This window comes from Streptomyces aureoversilis, from assembly GCF_042657885.1.
Taxonomy (GTDB): domain Bacteria; phylum Actinomycetota; class Actinomycetes; order Streptomycetales; family Streptomycetaceae; genus Streptomyces; species Streptomyces aureoversilis.
The window spans coordinates 142,376-152,082 of the sequence record NZ_JBHSKJ010000018.1 but is presented as its reverse complement, the minus strand read 5'-3'; the positions used below and the strand labels follow the sequence as shown (position 1 = coordinate 152,082).

General features: G+C 74.6%; 1 protein-coding gene. It reads left to right on the top strand.

Annotation, left to right across the window (positions count from 1 at the left end):
- The first annotated feature begins 20 nt into the window (after positions 1–20).
- Positions 21–9,698, top strand: a complete 9,678-nt coding sequence (locus tag ACFPP6_RS27695) for a non-ribosomal peptide synthetase (RefSeq protein WP_382047814.1) — start codon at positions 21–23, stop codon at positions 9,696–9,698.
- The last annotated feature ends 9 nt before the right edge of the window (positions 9,699–9,707 follow it).

Genomic DNA, 9,707 nt, shown 5'->3' with positions numbered 1-9,707 from the left:
CCCCGACCGAGAGCGCCACCATGACTGACTCCACCGACCTGAACCCGGCAGACGACTCCGGCGCCGGATCCGCGCTCGAGGACGTCTACCCCCTGTCCTCCCTGCAGGAGGGCCTGCTCTTCCACGCCGTATACGACGACGGCTCCCGCGACGTCTACGTCGTGCAGTCCCACCTCGACCTCGACGGCCCCCTCGTCACCGCCGACCTCGCCGCCGCCACGGACGCGCTGCTGCAGCGCCACGCCAACCTGCGCGCCGGATTCTGGTACGACGACGGCGAGGACCCCGTCCAGTTCGTCCAGCGCCACGTCGGCACCCCGCTGCGCGAACTCGACCTCACCGCGCTCGCCGCCGACCGGCCGGTCCAGGAGGAAGCGGTCCGCGCCGCCATGGAGCAGGACTGGAACCACCGCTTCGACCTCGCCGAACCGCCGCTGCTGCGGCTGACCCTGCTGCGGCTCGGCCCGGACACCGCCCGGCTCGTCGTCACCTGCCACCACCTGCTCCTCGACGGCTGGTCCATGCCGATCCTCGTCCGGGAGCTGCTCACCCTCGTCGGCTCCCGCGGCGACCTCGCCGCCCTGCCGCCCGTGCGCCCCTACCGCGACCACCTCGAACTGCTCGCCGGCCGCGACACCGACGCCGCCCGCCGCGCCTGGACCGCCGCCCTCGACGGCATCACCGAGGCCCACCCGGTCGCCCCCGGCGCAGGCCTCGGCAGCCCCGTCGAACCGGCGGACGTCGAGGCCGAGGCCGACCCGGACCTCACCGCGGCCCTCACCGTCGCCGCCCGCACCCGCGGCCTGACCCTCGGCAACGTCCTGCACACGCTGTGGGGCGTCCTCGTGGGCTCCCTCACCGGCGCCTCCGACGTCGTCAGCGGCACCACCGTCTCCGGCCGCCCCGCGGACCTCCCCGGCGCCGACACCATGGTCGGCCTGTTCATCAACACCCTGCCCGTGCGCGTCCGCCTGGCACCCGGCGCCACGCTCGCCGCGACCGCCGCCGCCGTCCAGGCCGAGCAGGCCGCCCTGATGGACCACCAGCACCTCGGCCTCGGCGGCATCCAGCGCCTGACCCCCGTCGAAGGCCCCCTCTTCGACACCCTGCTCGTGGTGGAGAACTACGCCGGCAGCGACGACGTCCCCGGCATCCTCGGCACGGCCGCGGCCGCCGGCGGCCTGCGCGTCACCGGCCTCGGCGCCCGCGACGCCACCCACTACCCGCTGACCATGCGCGTCCTGCCCGGCGACACCCTGCGCCTGGAGCTCGGCTACCGCCCGGACGTCTTCGACCGCGCGGCCGCCGAGCGCATCGCCGACCGCTTCCTGCACCTGCTCACCCTGTTCGCCGACGCCCCCGAGACGCCGCTGGCCCGCCTCGACCTGCTGCTGCCCGACGAGAGCCGCACGCTGGCGGGGGAGTGGAACGCCACGGACCGGCCGGTGCCCGGCGGCACGCTGGTCACGCGGTTCGCCGAGCGGCTGGCGGCGACGCCGGACGCGACGGCCGTGGTGTACGAGGACCGCGAACTGACGTACCGGCAGCTCGACGAGCTGTCCGACGGCCTGGCCGGCGAACTGGCCGCAGCCGGCGCCGGACCGGACCGGATCGTCGCCGTGGCCGTGCCGCGCTCCGCCGAGCTGATGGTGTCCCTGCTGGGCGTGCTGAAGTCCGGCGCCGCCTACCTCCCGCTGGACCCCGACCACCCCGCGGAACGCCTGGCCGGGATGGTGGAGGACGCCGCGCCCGTGTGCGTACTGACCACCGGGGCCGAACATCCCCGGCTCTCCTGGCTGCAGGACGTCCCCGTCCTGCTCGCCGACGCACCCCGCGCCCGTACCGCCGCCGCGCCGACGCAGCCCGCGGCGGGCCCGCAGCACGCCGCCTACGTCATCTACACCTCCGGCTCCACCGGCCGGCCCAAGGGCGTGGTGGTCACGCACGAGGCGATCGTCAACCGCCTGGACTGGATGCGCGACGCCTACGGGATCGGCGCCGGGGACCGGATCCTGCAGAAGACCCCCGCGAGCTTCGACGTGTCGGTCTGGGAGTTCTTCCTGCCGCTCGTCAGCGGCGCGGCCGTGGTCCTGGCCCGGCCCGGCGGCCACCGCGAGCCGGACCACCTGGCCGCGCTGGCCGGGCGGGCCTCCGTCACCACCGCGCACTTCGTCCCGTCGATGCTCACCGCCTTCACCGCCGCCGCGGAGCAGGACGAGACGATCCGCAGCGGCTTCCGGGGCGTCCGCCGCGTCTTCTGCTCGGGCGAGGCCCTGCCCGCCGCGGCCGTGGACCGCTTCGCGGCCCTGTGGCCGGACACCGAGCTGCACAACCTGTACGGGCCGACCGAAGCGGCCGTGGACGTGACGTACCACCGCACCGAGCCCGGCGCCGAGGTCGTCCCCATCGGCCGCCCCGTGTGGAACACCCGCCTGCACGTGCTGGACGCGGCCCTGCGCCCCGTACCGGTGGGCGTGCCGGGCGAGCTCTACCTCGCCGGCGTCCAGCTGGCCCGCGGCTACCTCAACCGCCCGGGGCTGACGGCGGCACGCTTCGTGGCCGACCCGCAGGGCCCGGCCGGGACCCGCATGTACCGCACGGGCGACCTGGTCCGCCGACGCGCCGACGGCGCCGTCGAGTACCTGGGCCGCACCGACGACCAGGTCAAGGTCCGCGGCTTCCGCATCGAACTCGGCGAGATCGAGGCCGTCCTGGCCGCCCACCCGTCCGTCCGGCACACCGCCGTCCTCGTCCGCACCACCGCGGCCGGCGCCCAGCACGTCGTCGCCTACGTCGTCCCCGCCCCCGGTGCCGACACCGACCTTGACGCCCTGCGCGAGGCCTGCGCCGCCCGGCTGCCGGAGTACATGGTCCCGTCCGCCTTCGTGACGCTCGACGCGCTGCCGCTGAGCGTCAACGGCAAGATCGACCGCAAGGCCCTGCCCGACGGCACCCCCGAACTCACCACGGCCGGCGGCGACCGCGAGCCTGCCACCGAGACCGAGGCCGCGCTGTGCGCCCTCTTCGCCGAGGTCCTCGAACTCCCCGGCGTCGGCGTCCACGACGACTTCTTCCGCCTCGGCGGCGACAGCATCGTCTCCATCCGCCTCGTCGGAGCCGCGCGCGCCGCGGGGCTCACCCTCAGCCCGCGCGACGTCTTCGAAGGCCGTACCCCCGCCGGACTGGCGGAGCGGGCCGGCCACGGCGCGCCCGCCACCACCACCGGCCCGGCGGCCGCCGCCGAACTGCCCGAGCCCAGTGCGCAGGACGCGGCGGCCGTCCGAGCCGCCGTCCCCGGCGTCACCGAGATCTGGCCGCTCTCCCCGCTCCAGCAGGGCCTGCTCTTCGAGGCCCTCTACGACGAGGACGCCCTCGACGTCTACACCTCCCGCGACGTCGTCACCCTGCGCCGCCCGGTCCCCGTGGAGACCCTGCGCACCGCGGTGACCGCCGTCCTCGACCGGCACCCCAACCTGCGCGCCGGATTCCTCCACGACGGACTCGACCGGCCCGTCCAGTTCATCCCGGCCGGCACCACCGTGCCCGTCACCGAGACCGACCTGCGCGCCCTCGCCCCCGAGGCCGCCGGCGCCGAGCTGCGGCGGCGGCAGGACGCCGAGGCCCGCACCCGCTTCGACCTCGCCGCCCCGCCCCTGGTGCGCCTGTCCTCCGTCCTCACCCCCGACGGCCGCCAGCACGTCCTCGTCACCCACCACACCCTGCTGTGGGACGGCTGGTCCACCGGCCTGTTCCTGCAGGAGCTCCTGGCCTGCTGCCACGCCCTGGTGGAAGGCGGCACCCTCCCGCAACCCGGCCCGGCCGACGATGACCGGCCCCTGGCCTACCGCGACTTCCTCGCCTGGCTCCACACCCAGGACACCGCCGCCGGCGAAGAGGCCTGGCGCTCCGCCCTCGCGGGCGTCGACGAGCCCACGCTCATCGCCCCGCAGGCCCGCGAGCGCGCCGCCCTGCTGCCCGAGGAGCACGTCACCGAGCTGACCGCCGCCCTCAGCTCCCGCATCACCGGCTACGCCAGGACCCACGGCCTGACGCTCAACACCGTCCTCTCGGGCGTCTGGAGCCTGCTCCTGGCCGGACTGACCGGGCGCCAGGACGTGGTCTTCGGCACCACCGTCTCCGGCCGCCCGGCGGAGCTGACGGGCATCGACCGCACCATCGGCATGTTCCTCAACACCGTCCCGGTCCGCGCCCGGCTCGACCGGCACGAGACGGTCACCGCCTACCTGGCCCGCCTCCAGGGCGAGCAGGCGGCCCTCCTGCCGCACCACCAGCTCAGCCTCGGCACCATCCAGCGCGCCGCCGGAACGGGCCGCCTCTTCGACACGCTCCAGGTGCTGCGCAACACCCCCGTCGACCAGGACGAGCGCGACCGCATCGGACAGGCCCTCGGCGTGGACGACGTCACCGACGTGGACGCCACCCACTTCCCGCTGATCTTCGCGGCCAACCCGGGCGACCGGCTGAGCTTCGAATGGAAGTTCCGCCCCGACGTCTTCGGCCGCGCGGCGGTCGAGGAGCACGCGGACCGCTTCGTCTCCCTCCTGGAACAGATCACCTCGGACGCCGGCGTGCTCGTCCGGCACCTCGACGTGCTGACGGAGACGGAACGCGGCACGGTCCTCGGCGAGTGGGCCGCCACGGCACGCGAGCTGCCGGACGCCTCGGTGGCGGACCTGCTGGCCGAACGGGCCGCGGCCGTGCCGGACGCGGTGGCGCTGGTCGCGGGCGAGCGCGTGTGGACCTTCGCCGAACTGGACGCCCGGGTGAACCGCCTGGCCCGGCTGTTCCTCGCCCGCGGCGCCGGACCGGACCGGGTGGTGGCCCTCGGCCTGCCGCGTTCGCTGGAGATGGTGGCGGCACTGTTCGCGGTGCTGCGCACCGGCGCCGCGTATCTGCCGCTGGAGCTGGACTACCCGGTCGACCGGCTCGCCTACATGGTCGAGGAGACCGCACCCGTCGTCCTGATCACGGACTCCTCCGTCCGCGACCGCATGCCGGACGTCGACGGCGTTCCCCGCGTTGAGCTGGACGACGCCGCTGTCGTGGCCGAGCTCGCGGGCCTGCCGGACGGGCCGGTGGAGGCGCGGGTGGATCCCGGCGCCGCCGCGTACGTCATCTTCACCTCCGGCTCGACCGGCCGTCCCAAGGGTGTGGTCACGCCCTACCGCGGCCTGACCAACATGCAGCTGAACCACCGCGAGGCCATCTTCAACCCCGTGGTGGAGGCGGCCGGCGGCCGGTGCCTGCGGATCGCGCACACCGTCTCGTTCTCCTTCGACATGTCGTGGGAGGAGCTGCTGTGGCTCGTCGAGGGCCATGAGGTGCACGTGCTGGACGAGTCGCTGCGCCGCGACGCCGAGGGCCTGGCCGCGTACTGCGCCGAGCAGGCCGTCGACGTCATCAACGTGACGCCCTCCTACGCCCAGGCGCTCGTCGAATGCGGCCTGCTGGACGAGGACCGGCACCGCCCCGTCCTGGTCCTCCTCGGCGGCGAGGCCGTGCCGGAGTCGCTGTGGCAGCGGCTGAAGGACACGCCCGGCCTGATCGGCTACAACCTCTACGGCCCGACCGAGTACACGATCAACACGCTCGGCGGCGGCACGCTCGACAGCGACACCGCCACCGTCGGCCGCCCCATCTGGAACACGCGGGCCCATGTGCTGGACGCGTGGCTGCGCCCGGTCCCGGTCGGCGTCCCGGGCGAGCTGTACGTGTCCGGCGTCGGCCTGGCCCGCGGCTATCTGAACCGTCCGGGCCTGTCGGCGGGCCGCTTCGTCGCGGACCCCTTCGGCGAGCCGGGCGGGCGGATGTACCGCACGGGCGACGTCGTACGGTGGCGCCGCGACGGCCTGCTGGACTTCCTCGGCCGCGTCGACGACCAGGTCAAGATCCGCGGCTACCGCGTCGAGCCCGGCGAGATCGAGGACGCCCTGACCCAGCTGTCCTCCGTGGCGCAGGCCGCGGTCGTGGTGCGCGAGGACGCCCCCGGCGTCAAGCGCCTGGCCGCCTACCTCGTGCCCGCCACCGCGAGCGGCATCGACGCCGCCGCCGTCCGCCGTTCGCTGGCGGAGTCCCTGCCGGAGTACATGGTCCCGTCCGCGTTCGTCGTCCTGGACGCGCTGCCGCTGACCGTCAACGGCAAGCTCGACCGCAAGGCCCTCCCCGCACCGGACCTCGGCGCGACGGCCACCGGACGCGCCCCCGCCACCCCCCGCGAAGAGCAGCTGTGCGCCCTGTTCGGCGAGGTGCTCGGGACCGGCCCCGTCGGCCCCGACGACCACTTCCTCGACCTCGGCGGCCACTCCCTGCTGGCCACCCGCCTCGTCAGCCGGATCCGTACGGCCCTCGGCACCGACCTCGCCATCCGCGACCTCTTCGAGGCGCCGACGCCGGCCGCCCTCGCCGAGCGCACCGCCGGGGCGGCGGACGAGCGCCCCGCACTCGTCCGCCGCGAGCGCCCGGCCGAGCTGCCCCTCTCGCACGCCCAGCGCCGCATGTGGTTCCTGCAGAACCTCGACGCCTCCGGCGCCACGTACAACGTCCCGCTCGTCGTCCGGGTGAGCGGCGCGCTCGACACGGACGCGCTGCGGCTCGCCGTGGCCGACGTGACCGACCGCCACGAGAGCCTGCGCACCGTCGTGGCCGAGCACGAGGGCCGCGTCGTCCAGCGCATCGTCGACGCGCCCGCCCCCGCCGACGCGCTGCACGTCGTCACCACCACGGAGGCGGCCCTGGAGGCCGACGTACAGGCGGCCGTCCGGCACGGCTTCGACCTGACGCGCGAACTGCCCCTGCGCGTCACCGTGCTGGACATCGGCCCCATGGACCACGTCCTGGTGCTGCTCTTCCACCACATCGCCGGCGACGAGTGGTCGATGCTGCCCTTCGTGGACGACCTCACCACGGCGTACACCAGCCGCACCGGCGGCACCGCCCCCGCCTGGCAGCCGCTGCCCGTCCAGTACGCGGACTACACGCTGTGGCAGCGCGACCTGCTGGGCGACCCCGCCGACGAGCAGAGCCTGCACGGTCGCGAGGCCGCGTACTGGAAGCAGGCGCTCGCCGGGCTCCCGGAGGAGCTGGCCCTGCCCACCGACCGCCCGCGCACCCCGGCCACCGGCCTCCGCGGCGACACCGTACGGGCCCAGGTGCCGCGGGCCGTCTACCGCGGGCTGCGCGACGCCGCAGCCGCCACGGGCACGACGACGTTCATGGTCCTGCAGGCGGCCGTCGCCACCCTGCTCCACCGGCTCGGCGCCGGCGACGACATCCCCCTCGGCGCCCCGGTCGCGGGCCGCTCGGACGCCGCGCTCGACGGGCTCGTCGGCTTCTTCGTCAACACGCTCGTGCTGCGCAACGACCTGTCCGGCGACCCGGCGTTCACCGAGTTGCTCGGCCGCGTCCGGGAGCACGACCTGGCGGCCTTCGCCCACCAGGACCTGCCCTTCGACAGCCTGGTCGAGGCCGTCAACCCGCCGCGCGTCCCCGGCCGTCACCCGCTGTTCCAGGTGATGCTCGGGTACCGGAACAGCGACGGCGAGGCCCGCCGGCTCCTCGGGCTGGAGAGCCGCATCCTCCCGTTCGAACTGGGCGCCGTGAAGTTCGAGCTCGACTTCAACTTCGAGGAGACGCCCAGCGCCGAAGAGATCGACATCGCCTTCGAGTACGCGGCCGACCTCTACGACCGCTCCACCGCCGAGGCCCTCGTGGAACGTCTCCTGTCCCTCCTCGCCCAGGTGGCCGAGAACCCCGACCGCCGCATCGGCGCCCTCGACGTGCTCACGCAGGAGGAGCGGGACGCGGTCCTGGGGGAGTGGGCGCGCACGGGCCACGAGCTGCCGGACGCCTCGGTGGCGGACCTGCTGGCCGAGCAGGCCGCTCGCACGCCGGAGGCGGTGGCCCTGGTGGCGGGTGACCGCGTCTGGTCGTTCGCCGAACTGGACGCCCGGGTGAATCGTTTCGCCCGTCTGCTGCTGGCACGGGGCGCGGGCCCGGAGAAGGTGGTGGCCCTCGGCCTGCCGCGTTCGCTGGAGATGGTGGCGGCGCTGTTCGCGGTGCTGCGCACCGGCGCCGCGTATCTGCCGCTGGAGCTGGACTACCCGGTCGACCGGCTCGCCTACATGGTCGAGGAGACGGAACCCGTCGTCCTGCTCACCGATTCCACGGCGCGCGCCCGTATGCCCGAGGTCGACGGGGTCCCGCGTGTGGAGCTGGACGACGCCGCTGTCGTGGCCGAGCTGGCCGGTCTGCCGGACGGGCCGGTGGAGGCGCGGGTGGATCCGGACGCTGCCGCGTACGTCATCTTCACCTCCGGCTCGACGGGCCGTCCCAAGGGTGTGGTCACGCCCTACCGCGGCCTGACCAACATGCTCCTCAACCACCGCGAGGCCATCTTCAACCCCGTCGTCGCCTCCGCCGGCGGCCGGACGCTCCGCATCGCCCACACCGTCTCGTTCTCCTTCGACATGTCGTGGGAGGAGCTGCTGTGGCTCGTGGAAGGACACGAGGTGCACGTGCTGGACGAGTCGCTGCGCCGCGACGCGGAGGGCTTGGCCGCGTACTGTGCCGAGCAGGCCGTCGACGTCATCAACGTGACGCCGTCGTACGCCCAGGCGCTGGTGGAATGCGGGCTGCTGGACGAGGACCGGCACCGTCCGGTGCTGGTCCTCCTCGGCGGCGAGGCGGTCCCCGAGTCGCTGTGGACGCGGCTGTGCGAGACGCCCGGCCTCATGGGCTACAACCTCTACGGCCCGACCGAGTACACGATCAACACGCTCGGCGGCGGCACGCTCGACAGCGACACCGCCACCGTCGGCCGCCCCATCTGGAACACGCGCGCCTACGTGCTGGACGCGGCGCTGCGGCCGGTGCCGGTGGGCGTCCCCGGTGAGCTGTACGTGTCCGGCGTCGGCCTTGCGCGCGGCTACCTCGACCGCCCGGGCCTGACCGCCGGCCGGTTCGTCGCCGACCCCTTCGGCGCGGACTTCGGCGAGCCCGGCGCCCGGATGTACCGCACGGGCGACGTCGTGCGGTGGCGCCGGGACGGGCTGCTGGACTTCCTCGGCCGCGTCGACGACCAGGTCAAGATCCGTGGCTACCGTGTGGAGCCCGGGGAGATCGAGGACGCCCTGACCGGCCTGCCCCGGGTCGCCCAGGCCGCCGTGGTCGTCCGCGAGGACACGCCCGGCGTCAAGCGCCTGGCCGCGTACCTCGTGCCCGCCGGAGACGCTCCCGCCGCCGGAGACGTCGACGCCGCCGCCGTGCGCCGCTCGCTGGCCGCGACCCTGCCCGAGTACATGGTCCCGTCGGCCTTCGTCGTCCTGGACGCGCTGCCGCTGACCGTCAACGGCAAGCTCGACCGCAAGGCCCTCCCCGCGCCCACCGCCGCCGACATGGCCGCCGGCGGCACGGGCCGCGCCCCGCGCGACGTGGCGGAGAAGACGCTGTGCGACGTCTTCGCCGACGTCCTCGGACTGCCCGAAGTCACGGTCGACGACAGCTTCTTCGAGCTCGGCGGCCATTCGCTGCTGGCCATGACGCTGCTGCACCGCATCCGCGAGGCCTTCGGCACCGGGGAGGACGGACCGGGCATCGGCGACCTGTTCGCCGGGCCCACCGTCGCCGAACTCGCCGCCCGCTTCCGGGAGGCCGCACCCGCGGCTTCCCGCCTCTCCTGACCCTCCCGA